The following is a 24,424-nucleotide window of genomic DNA, read 5'->3' as shown; positions in this document are numbered from 1 at the left end:
TAAAACCATGGAGACAAAACCAATCATGCATTGCGATATGGAAACAGGTATCTGCGAAATACCAACTTCAGAAGCAACTATAGAAGATACCAATATTGCCGCTACTAAGAAACCGATCAAACTTTTATATTTCACCGACCCGATCTGTTCTTCGTGCTGGGGCATCGATCCGCAGTTGAAGAAACTGGCACTGGAGTACGGACCCTACTTTGAAGTAGAATACCGCATGGGCGGCCTGCTTAGGAGTTGGGATACGTACGGCGGTCGCGACGTGAACGGACCAACCAGCGTAGCCCAGCACTGGGAAGAAGCCGGCGCCTACTACGAAATGCCGATAGACGGCGACCTGTGGCTGGAAGATCCGCTACCATCATCTTATCCGCCATCTATAGCTTTTAAAGCTGCCCAACTGCAAGGCGAAGCGAAAGCTGTGAAATTCCTGCGTAGAATAAAAGAGATGATCTTTTTGGAGAAGAAAAACATTGCCCGCTGGGAAAACCTGGCACTGGTTGCAGAACAAACCGGACTGGATGTAGCGCAATTGAAAGCTGATTTTGAAGGCAAAGCAGTAGAGTTGTTCCAGCAGGATCTGGCTATGGCGCGACAGTTGGGAGTGCGTGGCTTCCCGACCATTTTTGTGACAGATGAGAATGATAACCGCGTGCTGGTGTACGGCTCAAGGCCATACGAGCAGTATGAGCAGGCGCTTTTACAGCTGCATCCGGAAGCAAGGAAACAGGAGTATGATAAAGCTTATAGTTCACTTTTCGCCAACTATAGCACGCTTACCACCAAAGAGTTTGCAGTGCTAGCTGGCATGAAAAAGAGTGAAGCAGAAATGTATTTGCAGAAACTATACGAAGAAGGTGAAATTGGAAAATATGCCTCCAAGAACGGTGCGCTGTGGCTAAAGCAGTAAGCTTAACTATAGAATGATAATAACAAAAATCCCCGGCAAAAACTGCCGGGGATTTTTTATCAATAAGTTGCTTTTAAAGCTTAGTGCTTTGCAAGGTAGTTAGATACACCTTCTTTTGTAGCCTGCATGGCTTCTTTACCTTCTTCCCAGTTTGCAGGGCAAACTTCGCCTTTAGTTTCGAAATACTGAAGAGCATCAACCATACGCAGCGCCTCGTCAATAGAACGGCCAAGCGGAAGGTCGTTTACAACCTGGTGACGAACTACACCTTCTTTGTCGATCAGGAACAAGCCACGGTAAGCAACCGGCTCACCAACAAATTCTACTTCACCATCTTCGTTGTACTCGTAGTGGCCAGCCAAAACGTCGTAGTTCTGAGAAATAGTTTTAGCTGCATCAGCTACTAACGGATAGTTAACATCCGCAATACCACCCTGGTTACGTGGCGTGTTCAGCCATGCAAAGTGAGAGAAGTGTGTATCAGTTGAGCAACCAACTACAGCTACGTTCTTACGCTCAAATTCTTCCATTCTGTCCTGGAAGGCAATGATCTCAGTTGGGCAAACAAACGTGAAGTCCATTGGATAAAAGAAGAAGATCACGTGCTTTTTGCCGATATATTGGTCAAGAGAGAAGTTTTCTACAAACTCGCCATTCTCTACGGCCATTGCTTTAAACGAAGGTGCTTTTTTACCTACTAATACTGCCATTTTATATATTTATTTAGTTTTAAAGATTCTGGTTACTAACTCCCGAAATGCTGATTTGTTTATCCGGCTCCACCCTTTTGCCTGTCAGCTGCACTGCAAAACTCTTTATCTCAAAGTTCTCTACCTGCCGTTTACTGAAAAAATCACGCAACACACTTTCCAGCTCCGGATCTTCAAAATCGATGATCTCGCGGGTATTGCTGCAGTAAATGTGACTATGCGTTGTAGTGTTGGTGTCGTACCGTTTCCCACCTTCTTCAGTCAGCACGCGGCGCACTAATTCTGCTTCCGCAAAAGTGTCTAAGGTTTTGTAAACGGTACCTAAGGAGATGCTTGGGTTTGCTGGCTTCAGGTGCTGATACACTTCCTCGGCGGTAGGATGGTGGCCGTGCAGTGCAACTATAGCTTCGTACACCACCATGCGCTGACTTGTGGCCTTTAAGCCCGAAGCTGCAATATGTTTGTGTAGTTCCTGCCGTGTAAGTTGCTGCATTTCTAAGTAAGAATTATTCCTAACTAGGAATTTATGCTGCAAAGGTAGGAATAAGTTAGAAAGTTAAAAAGTTTAGAAGTTAGAAAGTTACTTATAGTTTAAGAGTTAGAGAGTTTAGGGGTTAAAGAAGTAGTGGTAACTAAAAAATGTCATTTCGAGCGGAGCGAGAAATCTGAATCACGTTATGATCCAGATTTCTCGCTCCGTCCGAAATGACAATACGAGTGTAGAAACTTTCTAACTTATACTTTTCTAACTTTCTAACTTGAACCTATCTTCCCTTAAATTCCGGCCTGCGTTTCTCCACAAAAGCATTCATGCCTTCGGTCTGGTCTTCGGAGGCGAAACACAGATAAAAGTTCTTGCGCTCAAAGTACAAGCCTTCATCCAGTTGTGTTTCAAAAGCGCGGTTCACAGATTCTTTTGCCAGCTTCACCGCTACCGGAGACATCTGAGCAATCTCACCAGCAAGTTTAAAGGCTTCTTCCAGGTACAGTTCTACAGGCACTACACGGTTAATCAGACCCTGCTTTTCAGCTTCCTCTGCGGGCATAAACTTGCCTGTTAACACCATTTCCATGGCTTTTGCCTTGCCTATGGCTTTGGTAAGGCGTTGGGTACCGCCGGCGCCCGGCATCACCCCGATCTTAATTTCAGGCTGCCCAAACATGGCTGTCTCTGAGGCGATGATCATATCGCAGGTCATAGCCAGTTCGCAGCCTCCACCCAACGCAAACCCCGATACGGCAGCAATAATTGGCTTCTTGGTTTTACGGATCTGGTCCCAGGTAGAGAACTGATCAATGTTCAGCATATCGATAGCTGTTTTGCCAGCCATTTGTTTTATGTCGGCGCCAGCTGCAAAAGCACGTTCGTTACCGGTTATTACTATAGCCCGCACGTTCTCGTCTTCATCCAGTTGCTTAAGGGCATCGCGCAATTCACCCATCAGTTGCAGGTTCAGGGCGTTCAGTTCTTTCGGGCGGTTTAGTTGGATGAGGGCAACATGCGGCTGTGCCTGCGGGGTTACAAGTATAAATTCCATAGTTGGTAAAGCATGATTGATGTACTGGCGAATTTAATGCTTTTTGCGGAGAGGCCATAAAAAAAGCCCCGGCGTAGGTCGGGGCTTATATTTTAAATGGCGATCTCTTCCGGTTCTGTATCCGAGATCATCCTATAGTATAGTTTCTTTATTTGTTTTGGTTCTTGTTTTTCGTTAGGCAATGCAAACTGTTCTAAGGGTCTGGCCTCGGCAGGCTTCACAAATTGGGGCACCTTCAGTATAAAGCCTAAGTATAATAAACCTGACAGCAGGAATAGTTTTACTACAAAAAGCTTATTTACTTTCTCAACTGGTTGCATAACGTAGAGGATGATAGCCGTGACAAGAGCCTATATATACGCAGCCTATATTTTTGGTTGCTGTAAAAATAGTAGATTTTCTGCTATTCCTTCTACAAAGTTATCTAAAAAATATAGCTTTCGTGCTATTGCTTGCACACAAACTGAAATGTTGTGCGGGTGCGCTGCTCCAGTAAAATTTCCTTTCCTGCTATAGTTTTATTTAAGCTTTCAGAGTCATAGTTTTTTATAGTATACAATACTAATCCTGTGTTATAGTGTATAACAAACTGATCCTGCAGGGTTTGTAAAAGTTTTTGCAAGCGGTTTTCATTCCAATCGGTGCAAACCGAGAAAGAAATAGCCGAATTTTGCATTAGGTTGATCTTTAACCGAAGTTCGGAAAGTGCATTAAATATGGTACCCAGGTTTTTTTCAGAAATAAAGGTAAAATCTTTAACACTGAAGGATATAAGGCATTGATTCTCTTTAATAATATAAGCAGGTGCCAGCTTCTGGTATCGGCAGTCGCATATTTTAGTGCCTTCGCCGGACGGGTGCAGGAAAGACTTTACATACAATGGGATTAACCTGTTGGCTAAGGGTTTTATAGTTTTAGGGTGTATAACTGAAGCGCCATAGTAAGCCATTTCAACAGTTTCCTGGTATGATATTTCGGCGTAGCGCACCGTGTCAGTAAAGTATTTCGGATCCGCATTCAATAATCCTTCCACATCTTTCCAGATATACATGGCCTCGGCTTGCAGGCAATAAGCAAAAATAGCCCCGCTAAAATCAGAGCCTTCGCGGCCCAACGTTGTGGTCAGCCCGTTGTTAGTGCCACCTAAAAAGCCTTGGGTAACTATAAGCTGTTCGTCTAATATAGTTGGCAGGTCGCGTTTTATAAGCCGTTCGCTCCAGTCCCAGTCTATTTTAGCTTCGCGCCAGGTAGTGTCGGTTTGTATGTATTTGCGGCTGTCAACCCAGGTATTGGTAAGGCCCTGTTCCTGTAAAAAATGATGCAGAATTGTAGAAGCCAGCAGTTCCCCGTAGCTTACTGTCTGGTCGTAAAGCTGGTCGTAGCCAACCTGCCGGTTCAGGTTTTGTAAGCTATAGTTTAATTTAGAAAACAGGTGCTCCAACTCTTCGTATACAGGGTTGCCAGTGTTCGGGAACAAAGCCTGTACTACTTCTTGGTGGTAAGCACGGCTTTGCTGCAAAGCTTCGCTATAGTCTTTGTAAGTATACGCCAGGTCAAAAACCAACTCAAGGGCATTGGTAGTTTTGCCCATAGCAGATACAACTATAAGCAATTGTTTATTGCCGCCATAGGTCTGCACAATCTGAGCAAGGTTCCGGAAAGCGTCGGCATTTTTTACGGATGCACCACCAAACTTATATATTTTCATTCCCTTAAGGTTTATAACTCGTAAAAATAAGTAGCCTTCGTTTATGAATCAAAAAATGATATTTTTGTACTACTATATATAGATCAACCCAACTCAACTTCCCTTATGAATTTCAATCTTGCTTTACCTGTAGGCACTACCCTGGACAGGTTTATTATGAGAAAACAGGAAGCTTTCCCGTTTGCGACCGGAGAACTTTCTCAATTACTGCGTGATATTGCTCTTGCAGGTAAAATCGTGAATAGGGAAATTAACCGTGCCGGCCTGCTGGATGTAACCGGAGCCTACGGCCAACAGAACGTGCAGGGAGAAGACCAGCAGAAGCTGGACGTGATTGCCAACATACGTTTTATAAGAGCGCTGCGCAATGGCGGCGAGGTTTGTACCATTATCTCGGAAGAAGAAGATGAGGTAATTCAGACCGGTAACAAGAAAGGCAAGTACATTGTAGCAATAGATCCTTTAGATGGTTCTTCTAACATTGATGTGAACGTCTCTATTGGAACGATTTTTTCTATTTACAGAAGAAAATCAGATACAGGCTGCGACGGAACTATGGAGGATTGCCTGCAGAGCGGAACACAACAGGTAGGAGCCGGCTATGTGATCTATGGCTCATCTACGATGTTGGTGTATACTACCGGCCACGGCGTAAATGGCTTTACTTATGATCCTTCGCTGGGCGAGTTCTTCCTGTCGCATCCTGATATTAAAACACCGGCAAATGGTACTGTTTATTCCTGCAACGAAGGCAGCATCAATAGTTTCCCGGAAGGCATTAAGCAGTACCTGAGCTATTGCAAAGACAACAATTACTCCGCCCGTTACATCGGCTCCCTGGTAGCTGACTTCCACAGAAACCTACTAAAAGGGGGGATTTATATTTACCCGGCAACGGCCAAAGCGCCAAACGGCAAGCTGCGCCTGATGTATGAGTGTAATGCACTTGCTTTTATAGTAGAGCAGGCAGGTGGTAAAGCAATTGATGGTAACCGCCGCATTATGGAAATTGAGCCTACCGAACTGCACCAGCGTTGCCCGCTAATTATCGGCTCGCCGGAGATGGTAGATAAAGTAGAGGAGTTTATTAAAAGTGAAGTAGCTGCAGTATAAGCTATACTTTAATTAGCACGATAGATAAAGCGGGTCTGCGCCTTTTGCAGTTCCCGCTTTATTATTAACCGGGCAATGCGTTCGGCTACCTCGGGTTCTGATGGGGCCAACATGGCCTGCTTTACCTGTTGTTCTTCTACATCAATTCGGTAAAGTATATTCAGCAGGCGGCTAAGGTCTGTTTGCAGTAAGTATAACACAGCTTTAGCTACTCTTTGCTGCAGCTCCTGCAGGTTATGGGTTGGTTGCAGCTCATCCGTCTGAAACAACTTTTGCAATTGCTGTGCGGCCCCCGATAGTATAACTGCTGCGTATTCCATTTCCGAAACTATAGTTGCTAAAAAACAAAAAGGCCTTCTTTATCAGAAGGCCTTTGTACGTTAATTGCTATTTTTTCTTTGTCGCTTTTTTTCCTTCTTCTGCCTCTGGTTTAGCGTCAGTGGCTTCCGTTTCAGCTTTCGCGGCTTTGGCTGGCTTTTCTGCTTTTTCAGCTTTCTTTGGTTTCTCTGCTTTCTCAGCTTCCTTAAAACCAATGTGCTGTTTCACTATCTTATACCAGTTGGCCAGTTTCTTCATATCCGAAACGTAAACACGCTCTTCATCAAAATCAGGCATTACCGCTTCCAGAAATGCTTTGTACTCGCTATCGGCTGGTTTTTCGCTTAATGGCAGGTTGTCGCCAAATTTTTCGTTTATGCGGTCAAACACTTCGGCTAGTGGTACAGTTGTTTCCTCGTCGGTTGTATAGATCGAGATCTCGTCAAGCAACGACATACGCTGGCGCGCCTGGGCCACCAAACGCTGCGGCTTGTCTGATAACGATTCTACGATAACACCGGTACGGGTAGGGGCTACCACGCGGTACAGGCCGTTCATGCCGGAAATGGCTGCAACTTGTCTTAAATCAATAGGCATAATAAGGATTATTGCTTTTTATTATAGTTTAAACATAATGGGCACGCTCACATTCATGGCGTAGCCTGGCGCTTTAAATTTAAGCAATCTGGCAATACGAAGTGCTTCCTCACCGGTACCGGCACCTGCATTGCGCAGCACTTTAAAACCAGTAGTAGAGCCATCTTCTTCAATTGTGAAGCCTATAATGCACTCGCCCTGCACACGGTTGCGCTTGGCAAGGGCCGGGTATTTCAGCTCTTTACCGATAAATTCATACATGGCTTCTTTGCCACCTTCATAGTGCTCAGCTGCCGGCAATACTTTATCAGATACCCAATAAGCTGGTTTTTCAGTCTTCTTTTCGGTGCTGGCAGCCGTTTGGGCGCTGGCAGTAGTAATGGCCGTAAAGGCAAATAAAAGAAACAATAATGAGATTTTAGTTTTCATAAGGGGTTTCGCTTTAAAATTAAATATAACAGGGCTATTGCTGCGTTTGTACCTGCGCGTTTACGCCATCTATAAATGCCAGCAATTCGTCGCGGCCAACTCTTTTCTCTGACGAAGTTACAAAGATATTCGGCAGCTCGTCCCAGGTTTGCAGCAATGTACGCTTGTACGCAGCTATAGTTGAATCCGTTTTTACCGAAGATTGCTTATCTGCTTTGGTAAAAACCAGCACAAATGGCACACCCAGTTGGCCCAGGTGATTTATAAAATCCAGATCGGTTTTCATGGGCTCATGCCGCGAATCGATCAGCACAAACACACAGGTCAGGTTCTCGCGTTTCTGGAAGTAATAATTGATCATTTTGCGCCAGTCGTCGCGCGAACCTTTGCTGACTTTAGCATACCCATAACCCGGCAAATCCACCAGGTACCAGGTGTCGTTTATCAGGAAGTGGTTGATGAGCTGCGTTTTGCCTGGCGAAGCAGATGTTTTGGCAAGTCCCTTGTGCTCGGTAAGCATATTGATAAGCGAGGATTTTCCCACATTAGAACGGCCAATAAAGGCATATTCCGGTTTATCCGGAGCCGGGCATTCCTCTACCCGGGTGTTGCTCATCAAAAATTTTGCTTCTTTAATTACCATCCTACTGCTTCTGATTTGTTCTGGTGCCCGGAAATTTGTAATATAGGGGTTCCAAAATGTATAAAACTGTTAACTTAAGCAACTGATCACAGAAACTTAAGCGCTAACAAAGGTACATTTTATTTGCCAAATTTGAAGAATGTGCTTTTAACCCGGGCATATCCCTTATAACGCCTAAAAAAATGAAACAGTATAGGTTCTGTTCTCCTAAAGCTATTTACAGCCTGCTATTGCTGTTGGTTATAGTTTGCAGCAGCATGAACACGCCGGATGCAACAATGCGCCGCGCCGACAAAGCGTATGCGAAAGCCGATTTTGCTGAAGCTGCAGAATGGTACCAGAAAGCGCTTGAAAAAGACCCGAATAATGTGCAGGCACTTTACAGGCTGGGCATCAGTTGGCTGGAGCTCCGTGACCCGCGCAAAGCCAAACTATGCCTGCAGAAAGTGTATGAACTGGATCCTAAGTTTGGGCAGAAAGTTATAGTTAACCTGGCAGAGGCATTGCACCAGAACTATGAGTTTGAGGAAGCCAAAAAATACTACCAGCAGGAAATTTACAGCACCGGCCGCGCCGACTGGAATTATGTAGAAGTGATCCGGAAGCGGATTGATGAGTGCAATGCAGGTCAGGCATTGATGGTGCAGCCATCGGTAGCACAGGTAGTGAACCTGGGCGCAGCTGTAAACTCAAAAGAAGTGGAATATGTACCTGTACTTACTGCCAACGACTCGGTTTTACTTTTTACCGCCCACGATGCCCCTGAAGGGCCGGAACAGATCCGAATATCAAGAAAAGTAAAAGGGGAGTGGCAACCATCCAAAGAATATTTGCCGGCGCATGATACAAAACGTGGCCATGCCATTGTAACTATATCGCCTAACGGTAACCAGTTGTATACTTATGCGGCCGCAGAAGGCCTGCGCAGTTTTGACCAGACAAAAGGGGCATGGGTAAACCCAAAACCATTACCGATCCCGCTGAGCCAGCTGGCCAACGAAACGTCAGTGCATATTACTGAGGACGGTACATTTGCCTTTTTTGCCAGCGACAGGCCGGGCGGTTTCGGGGGCCTTGACCTGTATGTGAGCCAGCGCTTTCCGGATGGGACCTGGAGTGCGGCCATAAACCTGGGAGCAGCCATAAACACCGCTTACGACGAAGACGCTGCTTTTGTAGACAGCAAGACCAAAACGCTATACTTCAGCTCACGTGGCCACAACTCAATGGGTGGTTTCGATATTTTTAAAGCTACCATGCGCGACGGAACGTGGCAGAATGTGCAGAATGTAGGCTTCCCGATCAACTCGCCCCACGATGACCTGTACTTTACCTTAGACCGTAACCGTACTTCAGCCTTCTTTTCATCAGACAGGCCGGGCGGTATGGGGTCGCAGGACATCTACCAGATCGTGTTGCTGAAAAAATAATTACTTGCTTTAAGCAAACAAAAATGCCTTGTTACTAAAATAACGAGGCATTTTTTTGTTTTTAAATTATAAAACAAAAGCTGAACATATATAAATACTATATTTTTTATATATTTGCCTTTATTCAATTGTATATTAGTAATATTATAGTTGCTGTATCGTTTTATAGTTTATTCCGGTGTCTTGCAAAGGCTACAACATGGGGTATACTCCAGTTTTTTGCGTTAAACAGGAATTAATTATATACAAACATATACCAATTTTAATATTGCTCGTATAGATGCGAAACAAAGGCACACAGTGCTTTTCGCTTACCAATTTCACACTTCAGTCAAACCAATAAAGTATAACAAACCTTTACAACATGAATCAATTAGCCAAATCGTTTTCACGATTTTCTTTACTGTTCGCCCTCTTGTGTTTGTTAGCCGTTTCGGCATCAGCGCAAAGCAACAGAAAGCTGATTCGTAGTGGAAACAAGCTATTCGCTAAAGAAAACTACAGGGCGGCTGTTCCTTTTTACGAGCAGGTTTTAGCAAACGACCCTAACAATGCGGATGCTTTGTACTTCGCGGGTATCAGTTACATGACCTTCGACAAAGAAAAAGCGGCAGATTATCTGTACCGTGCCCAGAAAATTAAGCCAAACGTAGACCGTGACCTGGAATACTGGCTGGGCCGTGCCGACCATATCAACTACCGTTTCGACAGCGCGATCGAGCACTTCCAGGCAGCACAGAAAAACCTGCGCCGCCGCGACGAAGAGCGCCGTGAGGAACTTGCCATGCTAATCCAGCATGCCCGCAATGCCAAGCGCGAAGTGGAGAACCCGAAAGATATTTTTGTGAAGAACTTAGGTGGCGTTGTTAACTCCGCTTACTCAGAGCACAGCCCGGTTATCTCATCTGATGATAACTACCTGCTTTATACTTCGCGTAGCTCTGAAGCAACAGGCGGCAAGCCAGCTGCTGACGGCGAATATTATGAAGATATATTTGAGTCTACACGTATTGGCGAAGACGAATGGTCTCCGACCAAAATAGTTGCAGGCCAACTGAACAGCACAAGCCACGATGCTTCTATCCAGCTTTTTGATAACGATACCAAGTTACTGCTTTACCGTGCTGATAACAACGGCGACATTATGGTGGCTGAGCGTCAGGCTGACGGTACATGGGGTGCACCAAAAAGCATCGGCGATAAAATAAACACGAAAGATTATGAGTCTGATGCCTTCATCACAAAAGATGGCCAGACCTTATACTTCTCTACAAGTGCTTACTCTGAAAACGGCGACCTGGATATTTATGTATCGAAGCGCAATGCAGATGGTAGCTGGGCAGCTCCGAAAAGCATAGGCAGCACGATCAATACGCCATTCGATGATGACAGCCCTTACTTTGCGGACAACGGTACGTTATACTTTGCTTCTATGGGCCACAACACCATGGGCGGTTACGATATCTTTGCTTCAAAATACGACTCAGTAGCCAGAAGATGGGCTAAGCCTGTTAACATGGGTTCGCCTGTAAACACCCCGGATGATGATACTTATTATCGTTTAAGCCCGGATGGCAGCTACGCATATTTATCGTCTTACAGAATAGGCGGTTACGGTGAAAAAGATATCTATACGATCAACTATATCCGTAACGTGCGTGTGCAGGGCCAGGTGTTCTCTAAAGTAGATAGCATGGCAATACCAGGTGTGGAGCTGATCTTTAACGGTCTGCAGGCTGATAAGCGCCCGATCTCTTACCGCGATGTAACACGTCCTGATTCAGGTTTCTACCAGGTTGATGTTCTTTCTGGCCGTAATTTCCAGGTACAGGTTTCCAAAGATGGCAAGCAGATCACGATGGAAGAACTGGAAGTGCCGATGTCTTTAAACGACACCACAACTATAGTTCGTAACTTCTACATCGATTACGTAGATACTACAGCTACCCGTACCGGCATGATGGCTATGAAACCGATCTATTTTGATACGGATGAGTATAACCTGAGACCACAGTCAGTAAACGAGCTGGACAGAGTAGTTGCTTACCTGAAAGCTAACCCGCTAGTTAACGTAAGTATAGAAGGCCACTGCGACTCGCGTGCAAACGATGAGTATAACCTGAAACTTGGTGAGAACCGTGCTGTTGCCGCTTACGAGTACCTGAAGAGCAAAGGCATCTCTGAAAGGCGTTTAGTAACTGTTAGCTACGGCGAGCGCAAGCCAGCTGTACCAAACACATCTGCTGAAAACATGCAGCTGAACAGAAGAACAGAGTTCAGAGTAATACCAAGAGCTGATCAGCCAGCAAAATAATAAACTATAGTTTGGCCCTTTTAGCGCCAAGTTAAACTATACCAAAACAGGCCGGGTGTTTGCCCGGCCTGTTTTTTTTATATAAACCATGTATTATAAGTATAGGTAGCGTATTTTTGCCTTATACTTTTAACTTGCAACTATGGCAGTAGTACCTTACAAAGACGAGAACGAAGACAAGAAATCGCAGGTGGCTAAAATGTTTAATAACATAGCCGGTAAATACGATTTCCTGAATCACTTCCTGAGCGCTGGTATTGACATTATCTGGCGTAAAAAAGCCGTGAGCCTGCTGGCACCCCTCAAACCAAAACAGGTACTGGATATTGCCACCGGCACCGCCGACTTTGCGATTGAAACACTACGCCTTAACCCGGACAAAATTACCGGGGTAGATATTTCGGAAGGGATGCTGGCCGTGGGGCGTGAGAAGCTGGTTAAAAAAGGACTTACAAATAAGATAGAATTACTGTATGGTGATTCGGAAAATCTGCCGTTTGCTGATAACTCCTTTGATGCAATTACCGTAGCCTTTGGGGTGCGCAATTTCGAGAACCTGGAAATAGGCCTGGCAGAGATGTACCGTGTGTTAAAACCGGGCGGCATGGCTGTAGTGCTGGAGTTCAGTAACCCACGCAGCTTCCCGATGAAACAATTGTACCATTTTTATTCCCGGAATATACTACCTATGATAGGTAAGTTCGTTTCTAAGGACAATGCTGCGTATACCTATCTGCCCGAGTCGGTGCAGGCTTTCCCGGATGGGCACGCATTCCTCAACATCTACGAAAAAGTTGGCTTTAAATCTACAAAATGGCATTCACTTACATTTGGCATAAGCTCCATCTACACCGGTCGAAAATAACCCTGTTTGCTTTACTGGCTATAGTTATAGTTGCCCCGGCAGCGCAGGCCCAGAAAAGAATAAACACACTGAACAAACCGGACTACGATACCAAACCTATCCATTACGGTTTTTACCTGGCGGCACCGCTAACAAGGTATAGCATACAGCACTCGCAGGAGTACGCCGACCAACTGGCTGCCGACCCCAATGGCGGCGAAGGAGCCATAAATGCAAATGCCAAATTTAGCCCCGGGTTTTATACCGGGCTGGTGCTTAACGTGCGCATTGCCGATTACCTGGATGCGCGCTTTGTGCCCGGTGTTGGTTTTTATAGCCGCAAAATTGAGTACACCAATGCGCCGCAGGAGAATGGCGAAGTGCAGACCGTAGATAAAACGATAAGCTCTACGATGGTGGAGTTGCCGTTGCTGTTAAAATATAAAGCAAAGCGTCGGTCTAATGCGCGTATGTATTTAGTGGGCGGTATTAAGCCCGGCATTGACCTAGGCAGTGGCAAAAGCGACGAGAACCCGGACCAGGGGCTGGCTGTGGAGAAATTTGACCTGGCGCTGGAGTATGGCTTTGGTGTGGATATGTTTTACCCATTTTTTAAGTTTGCCCCAGAGATCCGGTTTTCGCATGGGTTACTAAACCAATACAAGCCAACCGAAAGCCAGTATAGCCGCATGTTACAGAAACAGACCAATCATAACATTTCACTCATCCTTTTCTTTGAATAAAACTGATGTTTAAGATAGCACTTGTAACCGGAGCTACCTCCGGCATAGGCCGCGCTACAGCCGTTGCACTGGCAAAACAGGGATACCAGATTATTGCTGCAGGCCGCCGCAAAGAGCGCCTGGAAGAACTGCAGCAGGAACTGGAGGGCGTTACAACCGTTCTGCCGCTTTTGTTTGATGTGCGCAATAAAGAAGCTGTGCAATATGCCATTGCCTCGTTGCCTGCCGAGTGGCAGCAAATAGATGTGCTGGTAAACAATGCCGGTAATGCGCATGGCCTGGCCCCGATACAGGATGGATCTTTAGAGGATTGGGATGCGATGCTGGATATCAACGTAAAAGGGTTGTTGTATGTGAGCCATGCCGTTATCCCGTTTATGAAGCAGCGCGGCAAAGGCCATATCATTAACATTGGGTCTATAGCTGGTAAAGAAGTGTATGCCAATGGAAATGTTTATTGCGCCTCTAAGTTTGCAGTTGATGCCCTCTCCAAAGCCATGCGTATTGACCTTGTGCAGACTGGTATAAAAGTATCGGAGGTGAACCCGGGCGCTGTGGAAACAGAATTTTCTGAAGTGCGGTTTAAGGGCGATAAGGAACGTGCTGCCAGTGTATACCAGGGCTACGAGGCCTTACGATCTGAAGATGTGGCTGACTTAATTGCATTTATAGTTACCCGGCCACCACATGTAAACCTTGCCGAAGTGATGATATTGCCAGCAGCTCAGGCTTCTGCCACTATCATCAACAAAAACCTTTAATTAGCTTCACTCCAGACCAAAGTAGCTGAGAAACGTATTAAATAAGATGGGGTTTGCACAAAGCAGACGCTACTTATGTTATACAAAATTCTTAAAAGCTATGAAAGATCAGGAAAGAAATCAGGGACAGGAAGGTAATCAGAACACAAACAAGAACCAGCAATCTGGTCAGCAGGGCAAGTCTCAGCAACCGCAGGGCAGCCAGCAGCAGGGTAGCCAGCAACAAAACCGTAACCAGGGCCAGCAAGGTAGCCAGCAACAAGGCAACCAAAGCCAAAACAGAAACCAGCAGTTTGGCAGCCAAAGTTCGGGTGTGAGTGGCCAGCAGGGTAGCAAGAGCTCCGGTATCAGCGGACAGCAAGGCAGCCAAAGCTCAGGAATGGGCCAGCAGCAGCAAGGTAGTCAGCAGCGTAGTGGGCAATCCGGCCAAAACCTGAACGACCCGAACCAGGCTAACAGAACCGGTGCTACCAGCACAGGTATGAAAGGCACCAACGCTACCTCAAGTCAGCAGCAGGGGCAGGGCGCGCAAAACGCTAAAGACTCCAGCAAGCGTAGCGGCAGCGAAAGTGGCGGACAGGATTCTGACAGAAGTAACCGTTAAAACTAAATAGCTTATAACTATAGAAATAAAAAGAGCAGTACCGGAGTACTGCTCTTTTTATTTCTATAGTTTATAGCCTTAATCTAGGTAAAAGTGCAGCAGCCAGCCCGAACCTGAAAAATCTTTGGCTCTGATATTATCATTCGGTTTTACCTTTGCACGGTCTCCAACTTCGTACTCATTGCCGTAGGTACTATCTGTGATGCAAATACGATTGGTTATCTTCTTTTTATAGGTTGCAGTATAGGTATCTGCGCCATCGCCTCCCCAAATGCTGATTTTTAAGGACGGGGTAGCTTCGCCTTCCAGCACAAATTGGTCATCTCCATCCAGCCCGTATAGTATAAGTTCATCGGTTTGGCTGGCAGTATAAGTGCGCTCAAACAACAGGTCCTCAACTTCCTTGTCTTTATTTATTTTATAAACCTGTACCTGTATTTCTTTGTCGTTCAGGGGTTTAACTATAAACTGTTCGTGTTTGTCGCTGCCTACAACTATAGCCTCCTTAGCAAGTATGGCATAATAATCTTCGGCTATTTGGTTAAGGTGGTCGCGGTGGTGTTTTAGTTTGGCTATGATAGGCCCGGCAGACAACGTATAAATGTTATCTGGCATCTTTCTGAACGCTGTTTCTATTACCTCGTCGGTTAAGGCTGTTTTAACGCTGTCGGCTACTTCTTTCCAGTCATTTTGCTCCAATTCTGCAAGTATAAGTGCATCGAGGTGGCGGGCGTTATAGTTCAGTTTTTTCAGATTGCCGATGTGGGTGCGGTATGTCCGGAAATGGGGCTTATAGTTAAACAGCCGCGTTATCCAGGGGATAGGGGCATCGTGTAGTTTATAAAATACATTGTCGCGGTCTCTCGGAACAGGGCGGTAGGTATAGGCTTTTTTGTCGTGTTTCAGTTCGGCCCAGCGCCAGTTATCTTCGTGGCGGCTCCAGTCTCCTATCAGCATATCAAACAGGCGGGCGCGCAGGTAGTTGCGTGCATCTACTTTTGTGTCGTTATCAGAGAGGCGTTCCGTTAACATCGAGCGTGTACTTTTTACCTTTTCAGCGTTGCCCATATCCGGGTTATCCTGTTGGTTGCCATCAGGTCTGCGCTCCATTAATACTACCGTGCCACCTATAGTTTGGGTAAACTTGCCCAGGCGCGGGTCATGTGGTACATACACCAGTTCGGGCGAAGTGTGGTAGATGCCTACAGCTTTTGCCATGTGCGGTAATGCCAGCGCCGCATACGGGTGCGTAGCCGATGTAGCGTCGCGGGCAATATTGGCAATGTAGCTTTTCTGTAACCCAGGCGATAATGCGCCGGCCGGTTCTTTATCTATAGAGCGCAATACATATTCTGTTCCGTTGGCAGTTTCGGTGCGCAGGCTTATAGTTTGACGGCTCCCACCCATTTGTACTGGTTTTAGCCCACCATAAGCGGTACCAATATCCAGCACTTTTACGGTAACAGGCGTGTACCACACAGGCCGGTAGTGTTTGCCATAAAAAAACGTGTGCAGGGCGCCCCGTTTATAGTGTACTCCGGCAGGTAGTGTTATGGTGCTGTCGGCGTAGTTGGTTACCGTACTAGCATTGGCCGGCGCATCGGGTACCTGCTTTACGGTATGGCCATAGCGCTGGCAACCCGCCACAACTATAGCACAAAACAGTCCGAAGAGTAAGCGATGCATTGGCAAGGTTATAGTTAAGGGAATGATATTTTTATAAGCCATTATAATGGGATATGCCCTCAGTAAAGGCAAAATGTAGTGTTTCTTTAACTCCTAAACTCTCTAGTATCCTTCTCTGTCAAAAGCATGTACTCTTACGTCGTTTGTGGTTTTATCTTTAGTATTTGGGCCTTTTTCCAGTTCTGTGCCGCGCTTGGTATCGTATACCCAGGTTTTTTTTCCGCCACTTTTAACTTCTGATTTATCCTTGATCTCGTCTTCGCCCCGGCCACCAACTATAGTTACCTTTATACCTTTGTCTACTTCGCCTTCTATTTCAAATTCGTCGTCACCGGCCAGGCCGTATAGTTTTATTTCTTCTGTTTCAGAAGTATAAAATGTGCGCCTGAAAACAATGGCGTCATCTGATTTGCGGGTTACTGTTACTTCAGTCTCGTTACTGTTCAGGCGTTTTACTTTAAATTCTTCTTCCTTATCAGAGCCTACCACTAACGGTACTTTAGCTAATATTTTGTAGAACTCGGCGGCAGCTTCCGGTAATTGGTCGCGGCGGCTTTTTAGTTTGTGGGTTGTTTTTTCTCCTTCCAGTTTATAAACCGATGCCGGGAATTGTTTTACAGCATTTTCTATTACCTGGTCGGATAAAGCAGCCTGCATTTCGAGGGCCAGCGAATCGAATTGCTGACGGGTAACCTGTGCCAGTGCGCGCTGGTCTATAAAACTGGAGTTCATGGTAAGGGCATACACATCGTTATACTCCTCATCAAAAGACTCAAATTTCCGGATGGCCCAGTTGCGGCTGAACAACCAGGGAATAATGCCATCCTGGAAACGGTAAAAGGCATTGTCGCGGTCTTTGGGGATAGGTTTATAAATAGTATTGCCGTTCTTCTTGTACTCGGCCCAGTCCCATTGCCCTTCATGACGGTCCCAGTCATTTATGAGCAGGTCAAGCAAACGGGCTTTGGCAAAGGCAGGCTGATCTATAAAATGATCGTCGTCGGTATAGCGTTTGTTCAGCACATCTTCCGATCCAACCAGGTCTTCGGCATCGCCTAATGCAGGAGTTATGGCATCTTTTCCGTCGTATTTTTCCTCCAGCATAAACACGTTGTCACTGAAGCGTTCGTTATGCTCGCCGAAAGTGGTATCGTTGGGGTACACATAATAATACACGGGTGTAGAATGCGGGATTCCGGCTGCCTGTGCAAGCGGAGCAACTACCAGCGAACCATACGGGTTAATGGCCGAGGTCTGGTCGCGGAGAATATTGGCTACAAAGGTCTTGCGCCAGATGCCCGGCACCACGCTTACAGGGTCTTTATCAATGGAGCGGAGTGCGTAGGTAAAGCCTGTGCTGTCAGTCAGAGTCATGCTGGTCGTCTGAAAACCACCGCCAAGTTTCTCGAATTCAAGGCCGCCTTTAATCCTGGTCTTATCAAAAACAGGCAACGTTACAGGCTCATTCCAGACCGAACGGTAGTGTGTGCCCCAGAACAGCCGGTGCAAGGCACCGCGTTTGTAATGTTTGCCAGCCTGTATAGTTACGCTATCTATAGTTGCCGGATTTTGCAGGAGCTGTTTGTAAACGGCAGGGTCGGTAACGGGTGTTTTTGCGTAGAAATTTTTACGGGCACACCCGCTTATGCTTATAGTTATCAATGCAAGCAAAGCCTGCAGGTATATCAGTTTCATAGTTCAAGAATATAATCTTGTCACTATCTAACGTAAATCAGATATATTGTTTACACTTAAAGCAAAAGTTAGGCTCCGTAAATAGGATTTTATAACCAGTAAAGGCAGTTTTATAGTTAATTTTACTGAACTATAGTTAGACGCACTATAAACTATAGTTGTAATCTGAGTTGTAACCGGTTGGTAATCTATTGGGTAAGAAGATGGTTATAACTGCCGAAACAGCAACTCATTTAGCCACAAAACAAAAATCCCCGGCCAGCATTACCTGACCGGGGATTTTAAGTTATTTAAACTATAGCTTACGCTACTTCTTCTTTCTTGCTCATGCGGTTACGCTCGTTCTCGTCTAAATAGATCTTACGCATACGCAGGCTCTTTGGCGTTACTTCCAGGTACTCATCCTTCTGGATGTATTCCATGGCCTCCTCAAGAGAGAAGTTTTTAGCAGGAGCGATCTTGGTGTTGTCATCAGAACCGGAAGCACGCATGTTTGTCAGCTTCTTACCTTTCTGGATGTTTACCGTGATGTCGTTCTGGCGGTTGTGCTCACCAATTACCTGACCCATGTACACATCTACACCCGGATCAACGAAGAATACACCTCTGTCCTGTAGTTTATCGATAGAGTAAGCTGTACCAGGACCAGTTTCCATAGAGATGATAGAACCGTTGTTACGGCCTGGGATAGCACCTTTGTATGGCTCGTAGCTCTGGAAACGGTGGTTCATGATGGCTTCACCGGCAGTAGCAGTCAGTACGTTGTTACGCAGACCGATCAAACCACGCGCAGGAATGTTGAACTCCAGATGCTGCAGGTCGCCTTTCGGCTCCATAATGGTCAGTTCACCTTTACGCTGCGTTACCAGTTCAATTACTTTACCGGCAGTTTCTTCCGGAACGTCAACTACCAGATGCTCGATTGGCTCATGGCGCTGGCCGTCAATTTCTTTATAGATAACCTGTGGCTGACCTACCTGTAATTCATAGCCTTCGCGGCGCATGGTTTCGATAAGTACAGACAAGTGCAGGATACCACGACCAAATACCAGGAATGTATCTTCACGGTCGGTTTCCTGTACGCGCAGGGCCAGGTTTTTCTCTGTTTCTTTAAAAAGACGATCACGAAGGTGACGTGATGTTACGAATTTACCCTCTTTACCGAAGAAAGGAGAGTTGTTGATCGTAAACAACATGTTCATCGTAGGCTCATCGATAGAGATACGGGTAAGTGGCTCAGGATTCTCCGCATCAGCAATAGTATCACCAATATCGAAACCTTCAATACCAGTTACAGCGCAAATTTCGCCAGCTGATACTTCCTGTACTGTTTTCTTGCCAAGTCCTTCAAATACCTGAAGTTCTTTGATACGGCCTTTTGTAATAGAACCATCTGCTTTGCAAAGCGCGATTGGCATACCTTCTTTAAGCGTACCACGGTGCACACGACCGATAGCGATACGACCCACGAAAGAAGAATAGTCAAGGGATGTGATCTGCATCTGGGCTGTACCTTCACGGAACGGAGCTGCTGGAATCACGTCAATGATAGCATCTAAAAGAGGCGTGATGTTGTCAGTTGGCTGCGTCCAGTCGGTGCTCATCCAACCTTGCTTAGAAGAACCGTATAGCGTTGTAAAATCAAGCTGGTCTTCGGTAGCATCCAGGTTAAACATCAGGTCAAATACCTGCTCGTGTACTTCATCAGGACGGCAGTTCTCTTTATCTACTTTGTTTACCACCACAATCGGCTTCAGGCCAAGTTGTATCGCTTTACCCAGTACGAAACGTGTCTGTGGCATGGCACCTTCAAAAGCATCTACTAAAAGTAGTACGCCATCGGCCATTTTAAGTACGCGTTCTACTTCACCACCAAAGTCGGCGTGGCCAGGGGTGTCTATAACGTTGATTTTTACACCTTTGTAGCGAACTGACACGTTTTTGGAAACGATCGTGATACCGCGTTCGCGCTCCAGGTCGTTGTTATCCAGGATAAGGTCATCAAAGTGCTGGTGCTCAGCAAAAAGCTTTGAAGCGTGGATGATCTTGTCCACGAGCGTTGTTTTGCCGTGGTCTACGTGTGCGATGATCGCGATATTACGAATGTTCTGCATTGAATTGATTTTTCGAGGTGCAAAATTACTAAAAAACCTTTGAAATTTAGTAGCCTGCTCGAAATAAAGAGGTTATGTTTTTATTATTTCCTCAGGATCGTTGAACTGACGCTGATTAAGGGGCAAACATAAGGTAGGGCATCTTTGTTCAATTGAGGTATAAATAATGCAGTGTATTAAGCCCTGGCCTCTTTTAACGCGTAACTATAGCTATGAACGTATTCCATATTTTAACTACAGCTTTGGCATTTACCTTAGTGGGCTGCAACCAGCAGGACCAACCAGCAAATGCCGCTTACACTACCGCTACTTCCGGCGAAGCTCCTTTACCCGAAGCCAAAACAGCAGAACTGAACAGCCAAACACAGCGCGACACCGTTTATAAAACTGATGCCGAATGGGAAAAAGTGCTGACGCCACAGCAGTATTTTGTACTCCGTAAAAAAGGCACCGAGCCGGCCTTCAGAAACAAGTATAACGCCAACAAAGCTAAAGGCACTTACTATTGCGCGGCTTGCCACAACCCGGTTTTCAGCTCAGCAACCAAATTTGAGTCCGGTACCGGCTGGCCCAGTTTCTGGAAACCCATTGCCAACTATAGAATAAGGGAAGTGAAAGACACAAGCGGCGGCATGGTGCGCACCGAAGTTGTTTGCGCCCGTTGCGGTGGCCACCTTGGCCACGTGTTTGATGATGGCCCCAAACCGACCGGCCTGCGCTACTGCCTCAACTCCGCTGCATTAGATTTTAAGGCCACTAAGTAAAGTTTGTCTGAATCTGGATTTTGCTTCAACTATAAACTATAACTTAACTATAGAACTATAGCCAGCGCCTTTGCCATGCCTGTCGGTGTCGGCCAGTTGTATCTGGAGGTACGACACCACCCCAAATTACGAGTCAGGACGCTCGCGGCAGTACAATTACAATAGCATAGTGTACCTATCTTCAGTTTAGCAAATATGCCTTTCAACCTTTCCTGTAATCAACAATCAGCAATCAACAACTAACAATTAACCCAGCCTGCCGTACCTGTTAACCTGAACTATAAACTATAAAACGATGACAGAACTACATTCAGAGGCTGAGAATATTGAGAACCTTTCGCAGATTATAATGGATGCCTTTAACACAAACAACATTAGTGAAGGCGAAGTGTTGCGCTACGAGGACCTTTACCCGATTTTGCAGGACAAGTACCCTAAATATAAAGATGTGCAGAAAGAGGCAGAGCAGCATCTGGCAAAACTAGCTTACGTAAACCCGGCACCCGATGGACTGATGCTGACCCAGATCGGTTACAGATCATTAACTGAAAGGTAAACTTGCTATAAACCTGCTTTACTTCTGTTAAACTATAGTTTTCTGCCGTATACTTTAAACTATAAGTGCATGATTTGTAGTTGCGTGCCCGGTTAAAATAATAAGCTATGAAAAAGTATAGAAGCGCTATAGTTGGGTTGGCGGTGTTGGGCTTGGTAGGATGTACCTCTTTGTCGGAAGGTGAGGAAGGAGCGGCAGGAGTGGAGCAGAACCGGCGCATACGCTTACGCGGCAATGCAGACGCCGACCTTCGCGACCGCATGGATGAACAGTCGAGCGACATTAACCGGAAAAAGAACATAGAAGAAAACCGTAACGGCCCGGCATCTAAACCACCGGAAGTAAGGCCTGAGCAGTTACCCAATTCGCCGGTTGATACTACCAAGCATACCCCAAGGCCGGTAAATCGCCGAAAAGGCGGCAATTAAACTATAGCAAAGCGGGCGCAGCATTCATTAAATGCTGCGCCCGCTTTGCTATAGTTGCTACACGTTATTTACTTACATCTTCGGGTTCCTGGTCTACGTCTCCTACATGCAGTTCGTCGGGTTCCAGGTCCACGTATACTTCGTGGTCGGGTGGGGTGGTTTCCGATTCACGGTCGGCATTTGTAGGAGCCGGGTTATCACTTAGCTTTCTTTTTTTAGTTTCGCCCAGCGTGTCGCCGTCTCCTTTTTTGGTATGGGCATTATCTTTCTGCTTCATGTTAAAGTATACAGTAGGTGATGTTCCGTTTACGGAAGAAGCCGCCATAGGTAACTATAGTTTTCTGATTTTATAGGATGTGAAACTATAGCTGGGCGCATTGTGGCTGCTATTCGTATATTTGCTTTTTTTAAGAAGAAAAATGACAACAACTACTCCTAAACGCTATACTGTAACGGCAGCTTTGCCTTATGCCAATGGCCCGGTACATATCGGCCACCTGGCTGGGGTGTACCTGCCGGCTGATATTTACGTACGCTACCTGCGCCTGCAAAACCGCGATGTTAAATTTATTTGCGGGTCTGATGAGCATGGCGTTCCGATAACGATACGCGCTAAAAAAGAAGGAATTACGCCGCAGCAAGCCGTAGATAAATACCATGAGCTGATCAAGCAATCGTTTGCCGATTTCAACATTTCGTTTGATATCTACGACCGTACTTCTTCTAAAATACACCACGAAACAGCTTCTGATTTCTTCCTGAAACTATACAACGACGGTAAGTTTATAGAGCAGACCACCCAACAATATTACGACGAGGAAGCAAAGCAATTTTTAGCGGACCGTTACATAGTGGGTACCTGCCCTAAGTGCGGAAACGAAAATGCCTACGGCGACCAGTGCGAAAGCTGCGGTTCTACACTCAATGCAACAGACCTGATCAATCCGAAAAGTACATTAAGTGGAGCCGTGCCGGTAATGCGCGAAACAAAGCACTGGTACCTGCCACTAAACGAGTACGAACAATGGCTGCGCGAATGGATAGTAGAAGGCCACAAATCTGACTGGAAACCAAACGTGTACGGGCAGTGCAAATCGTGGATAGACCAGGGCTTGCAGCCACGTGCCGTAACCCGTGACCTGGACTGGGGTGTGCCTGTTCCGGTTGAAGGTGCAGAAGGAAAAGTATTGTATGTATGGTTCGATGCACCGATCGGTTATATCTCAGCCACCAAAGCGTTGACGCCGGATTGGGAAAAATACTGGAAAGACGAAGATACAAAGCTGGTACATTTTATTGGTAAGGATAACATCGTGTTCCACTGCATCATTTTCCCGAGCATGCTGAAGGCGCACGGCGATTACATTTTGCCAGACAACGTGCCTGCCAACGAATTCCTGAACCTGGAAGGCGATAAGATATCCACGTCGCGTAACTGGGCGGTGTGGCTGCACGAGTACCTGGAGGATTTTAAAGGTAAAGGCGATGTGCTGCGTTATGCACTGTGTGCCAATGCCCCGGAAACCAAAGACAACGACTTTACTTGGAAAGACTACCAGGCCCGCAATAACAACGAGTTGCTGGCTATACTAGGTAACTTTATAAACCGCGCGGTAGTGCTTACCCAAAAGTATTACAACGGCGCTGTACCAACTCGCAACGAATTAACCGATTACGATAAAGAAGTATTGGAAGTATTAGCCGGTATGCCTATGGTAATTGCTGCGCACATAGAGCGTTACAAGTTCCGCGATGCCTTAGGCGAACTAATGAACCTGGCACGTTTGGGCAACAAATACCTGGCCGACACAGAGCCCTGGAAGCTGATAAAAACAGACGAAGAGCGTGTAAAAACCATCATGAATATCGCGCTTCAGATCTCTGGTAGCCTGGCTATACTTATGGAGCCATTCCTTCCGGATTCTGCAGAGAAGCTGCGCAATATGCTGAACATGGCCTTAGGTAACAGCTGGACAGATGCCGGTGCTGACGATCTGCTGAAAGAAGGACACGTGATTGGTACTCCTGCATTGCTGTTTGAAAAAGTAGAAGATGCAGCCGTAGAAGCGCAGGTGCAAAAGTTACTGGATACGAAGAAGGCAAACGAAGCAGCAAATGCGGTAGTAGCGCCAGCCAAAGAGAATATCTCGTTCGAGGACTTCTCTAAAATGGATATCCGTATCGGAACTATACTTGCCGCCGAGAAAGTAGCCAAAACCAAAAAGTTGCTGAAGTTAACTATAGATACTGGTATAGACCAGCGCACCATAGTGAGCGGCATTGCAGAGTTCTTTAACCCAGACGAGATCGTAGGCCAGCAGGTAAGCATATTGGTTAACCTGGCACCGCGCGACATCAAAGGCATTACCAGCCAGGGCATGATTTTGATGGCTGAGAATGCAGATGGCTCCCTAGCGTTTGTGCAGCCAAGCAAAGAGGTAAAGCCTGGAGGTACAGTATCGTAAATTATAGTTTAAATTAAATGAAAAAGCCCCGCAGCTACTATAGTT

Annotated in this window: 25 protein-coding genes; 12 read left to right on the top strand and 13 right to left on the bottom strand. The window is 46.0% G+C overall.

From position 1 onward, the window contains the following. The first annotated feature begins 7 nt into the window (after window positions 1-7). Window positions 8-919: a ClpXP adapter SpxH family protein gene (locus GWO68_RS14190; protein ID WP_162347123.1), complete on the top strand. Its 912-nt coding sequence runs from the start codon at window positions 8-10 to the stop codon at window positions 917-919. A gap of 80 nt (window positions 920-999) precedes the next feature. Here the strand turns inward: GWO68_RS14190 and GWO68_RS14185 are convergent, their stop codons facing one another. From GWO68_RS14185 to GWO68_RS14165, 5 genes are all read right to left on the bottom strand, one after another. Next, window positions 1,000-1,629 (bottom strand): peroxiredoxin, encoded by a 630-nt coding sequence (locus GWO68_RS14185; protein WP_162347122.1) that lies wholly within the window; start codon window positions 1,627-1,629, stop codon window positions 1,000-1,002. A gap of 19 nt (window positions 1,630-1,648) precedes the next feature. Further along, the gene (locus GWO68_RS14180) at window positions 1,649-2,122 is read right to left on the bottom strand and encodes a Fur family transcriptional regulator (RefSeq protein ID WP_162347121.1); all 474 of its coding nucleotides are present in this window, start codon (window positions 2,120-2,122) and stop codon (window positions 1,649-1,651) included. Between the two features lie 271 nt (window positions 2,123-2,393). After that, a complete protein-coding gene (locus tag GWO68_RS14175; protein ID WP_162347120.1) occupies window positions 2,394-3,167 on the bottom strand; it encodes an enoyl-CoA hydratase-related protein in 774 nt (257 codons plus the stop codon). Window positions 3,168-3,259: 92 nt separating this feature from the next. Continuing rightward, complete coding sequence (locus tag GWO68_RS14170; RefSeq protein ID WP_162347119.1) at window positions 3,260-3,487, bottom strand: hypothetical protein; 228 nt, start codon at window positions 3,485-3,487, stop codon at window positions 3,260-3,262. Window positions 3,488-3,612: 125 nt separating this feature from the next. Continuing rightward, a complete protein-coding gene (locus GWO68_RS14165) occupies window positions 3,613-4,875 on the bottom strand; it encodes an aspartate kinase (RefSeq protein WP_162347118.1) in 1,263 nt (420 codons plus the stop codon). 105 nt (window positions 4,876-4,980) lie between these two features. On the opposite strand from GWO68_RS14165, the gene fbp reads away from it, so the two are divergent. Beyond that, window positions 4,981-5,988: a class 1 fructose-bisphosphatase gene (fbp, locus tag GWO68_RS14160; protein ID WP_162347117.1), complete on the top strand. Its 1,008-nt coding sequence runs from the start codon at window positions 4,981-4,983 to the stop codon at window positions 5,986-5,988. An 8-nt stretch (window positions 5,989-5,996) separates the two neighbouring features. On the opposite strand, the gene GWO68_RS14155 is transcribed toward fbp, so the two are convergent. From GWO68_RS14155 to yihA, 4 genes are all read right to left on the bottom strand, one after another. After that, complete coding sequence (locus GWO68_RS14155) at window positions 5,997-6,308, bottom strand: hypothetical protein (protein WP_162347116.1); 312 nt, start codon at window positions 6,306-6,308, stop codon at window positions 5,997-5,999. 67 nt (window positions 6,309-6,375) lie between these two features. Continuing rightward, on the bottom strand, window positions 6,376-6,903 hold the full coding sequence (locus GWO68_RS14150; RefSeq protein WP_162347115.1) for a DUF5606 family protein: 528 nt from the start codon (window positions 6,901-6,903) through the stop codon (window positions 6,376-6,378). 21 nt (window positions 6,904-6,924) lie between these two features. Continuing rightward, entirely contained in the window at window positions 6,925-7,332 is a 408-nt protein-coding gene (locus GWO68_RS14145) for an energy transducer TonB (protein WP_202923767.1), read from the bottom strand. Window positions 7,333-7,366: 34 nt separating this feature from the next. Further along, entirely contained in the window at window positions 7,367-7,975 is a 609-nt protein-coding gene (gene yihA / locus GWO68_RS14140; protein WP_162347114.1) for a ribosome biogenesis GTP-binding protein YihA/YsxC, read from the bottom strand. Window positions 7,976-8,157: 182 nt separating this feature from the next. On the opposite strand from yihA, the gene GWO68_RS14135 reads away from it, so the two are divergent. The 6 genes from GWO68_RS14135 to GWO68_RS14110 all read left to right on the top strand — a co-directional run bounded on the left by GWO68_RS14135 (window position 8,158) and on the right by GWO68_RS14110 (window position 14,671). Beyond that, the gene (locus tag GWO68_RS14135) at window positions 8,158-9,405 is read left to right on the top strand and encodes a tetratricopeptide repeat protein (RefSeq protein WP_162347113.1); all 1,248 of its coding nucleotides are present in this window, start codon (window positions 8,158-8,160) and stop codon (window positions 9,403-9,405) included. Between the two features lie 364 nt (window positions 9,406-9,769). Then, entirely contained in the window at window positions 9,770-11,719 is a 1,950-nt protein-coding gene (locus GWO68_RS14130; RefSeq protein ID WP_162347112.1) for an OmpA family protein, read from the top strand. A 142-nt stretch (window positions 11,720-11,861) separates the two neighbouring features. Then, window positions 11,862-12,584 (top strand): bifunctional demethylmenaquinone methyltransferase/2-methoxy-6-polyprenyl-1,4-benzoquinol methylase UbiE, encoded by a 723-nt coding sequence (gene ubiE, locus GWO68_RS14125; RefSeq protein WP_162347111.1) that lies wholly within the window; start codon window positions 11,862-11,864, stop codon window positions 12,582-12,584. Further along, window positions 12,533-13,306, top strand: a complete 774-nt coding sequence (gene porT / locus GWO68_RS14120; protein ID WP_162347110.1) for a type IX secretion/gliding motility protein PorT/SprT — start codon at window positions 12,533-12,535, stop codon at window positions 13,304-13,306. The genes ubiE and porT overlap by 52 nt, the downstream gene beginning before the upstream one ends. A gap of 5 nt (window positions 13,307-13,311) precedes the next feature. Then, window positions 13,312-14,067 (top strand): SDR family NAD(P)-dependent oxidoreductase, encoded by a 756-nt coding sequence (locus GWO68_RS14115; protein WP_162347109.1) that lies wholly within the window; start codon window positions 13,312-13,314, stop codon window positions 14,065-14,067. 100 nt (window positions 14,068-14,167) lie between these two features. Continuing rightward, on the top strand, window positions 14,168-14,671 hold the full coding sequence (locus GWO68_RS14110; protein ID WP_162347082.1) for a hypothetical protein: 504 nt from the start codon (window positions 14,168-14,170) through the stop codon (window positions 14,669-14,671). 78 nt (window positions 14,672-14,749) lie between these two features. Here the strand turns inward: GWO68_RS14110 and GWO68_RS14105 are convergent, their stop codons facing one another. The 3 genes from GWO68_RS14105 to typA form a co-directional block, all read right to left on the bottom strand. Then, window positions 14,750-16,357 (bottom strand): hypothetical protein, encoded by a 1,608-nt coding sequence (locus tag GWO68_RS14105; RefSeq protein WP_162347108.1) that lies wholly within the window; start codon window positions 16,355-16,357, stop codon window positions 14,750-14,752. A gap of 102 nt (window positions 16,358-16,459) precedes the next feature. Further along, window positions 16,460-18,052, bottom strand: a complete 1,593-nt coding sequence (locus GWO68_RS14100; RefSeq protein ID WP_162347107.1) for a hypothetical protein — start codon at window positions 18,050-18,052, stop codon at window positions 16,460-16,462. A 302-nt stretch (window positions 18,053-18,354) separates the two neighbouring features. Then, entirely contained in the window at window positions 18,355-20,166 is a 1,812-nt protein-coding gene (gene typA / locus GWO68_RS14095) for a translational GTPase TypA (protein ID WP_162347106.1), read from the bottom strand. Between the two features lie 212 nt (window positions 20,167-20,378). On the opposite strand from typA, the gene msrB reads away from it, so the two are divergent. From msrB to GWO68_RS14080, 3 genes are all read left to right on the top strand, one after another. Beyond that, the gene (gene msrB, locus GWO68_RS14090; protein WP_162347105.1) at window positions 20,379-20,930 is read left to right on the top strand and encodes a peptide-methionine (R)-S-oxide reductase MsrB; all 552 of its coding nucleotides are present in this window, start codon (window positions 20,379-20,381) and stop codon (window positions 20,928-20,930) included. A 295-nt stretch (window positions 20,931-21,225) separates the two neighbouring features. Then, window positions 21,226-21,486: a hypothetical protein gene (locus GWO68_RS14085; RefSeq protein ID WP_235942075.1), complete on the top strand. Its 261-nt coding sequence runs from the start codon at window positions 21,226-21,228 to the stop codon at window positions 21,484-21,486. A 107-nt stretch (window positions 21,487-21,593) separates the two neighbouring features. Next, complete coding sequence (locus GWO68_RS14080) at window positions 21,594-21,914, top strand: hypothetical protein (protein ID WP_162347104.1); 321 nt, start codon at window positions 21,594-21,596, stop codon at window positions 21,912-21,914. 64 nt (window positions 21,915-21,978) lie between these two features. On the opposite strand, the gene GWO68_RS14075 is transcribed toward GWO68_RS14080, so the two are convergent. Beyond that, window positions 21,979-22,239, bottom strand: coding sequence for a hypothetical protein (locus GWO68_RS14075; RefSeq protein ID WP_235942074.1), 261 nt, complete (start codon window positions 22,237-22,239; stop codon window positions 21,979-21,981). Between the two features lie 94 nt (window positions 22,240-22,333). Here GWO68_RS14075 and metG point away from each other — a divergent pair, with 94 nt between their 5' ends. Next, window positions 22,334-24,379 carry a methionine--tRNA ligase gene (gene metG, locus GWO68_RS14070; RefSeq protein WP_162347103.1) on the top strand — a complete coding sequence of 682 codons (2,046 nt, stop codon included), beginning with the start codon at window positions 22,334-22,336 and terminating at the stop codon, window positions 24,377-24,379. The last annotated feature ends 45 nt before the right edge of the window (window positions 24,380-24,424 follow it).

This window comes from Pontibacter fetidus, assembly GCF_010119545.1.
Classification (GTDB): domain Bacteria; phylum Bacteroidota; class Bacteroidia; order Cytophagales; family Hymenobacteraceae; genus Pontibacter; species Pontibacter fetidus.
Note: the sequence above shows the minus strand (reverse complement) of the source record. Positions and strands in the feature narration are given on the sequence as shown.